The 245-nt window shown below is 67.3% G+C and carries 1 protein-coding gene; it reads right to left on the minus strand.

Features of this window, described 5'->3' with window-relative positions; genetic code table 11:
• Nucleotides 1-26: 26 nt before the first annotated feature.
• Nucleotides 27-245, minus strand: a 219-nt coding sequence (locus tag SB717_RS38685; protein ID WP_486360819.1) for a pyridoxamine 5'-phosphate oxidase family protein, incomplete at its 5' end; no start/stop codon positions are given.

The following is a 245-nucleotide window of genomic DNA, read 5'->3' on the forward strand; positions in this document are numbered from 1 at the left end:
GGGCGGCAGCCACCCGCACCTGACGGCTAGGCCGTCATATCGAGGGCCGCAATGACTTTGGTCGGCTCGATCCAGATCACCAACTCGCCGGGAACACCGTTGCGGTCACCGAACTCCGGCCCGCGGTCGGCGCCCATGTAGCGCGTCCCGCAGGCGGTTGCGATCCGGTGTACCTCGGGCAGATCTTCACCGAGGTGGGCGATGCCCTGCACCTGGACGAAGGCATAGGGCGGTTCCGGTAGGTC

It is taken from the genome of Priestia sp. SIMBA_032 (genome assembly GCF_046535215.1).
GTDB lineage: Bacteria > Bacillota > Bacilli > Bacillales > Bacillaceae_H > Priestia > Priestia aryabhattai.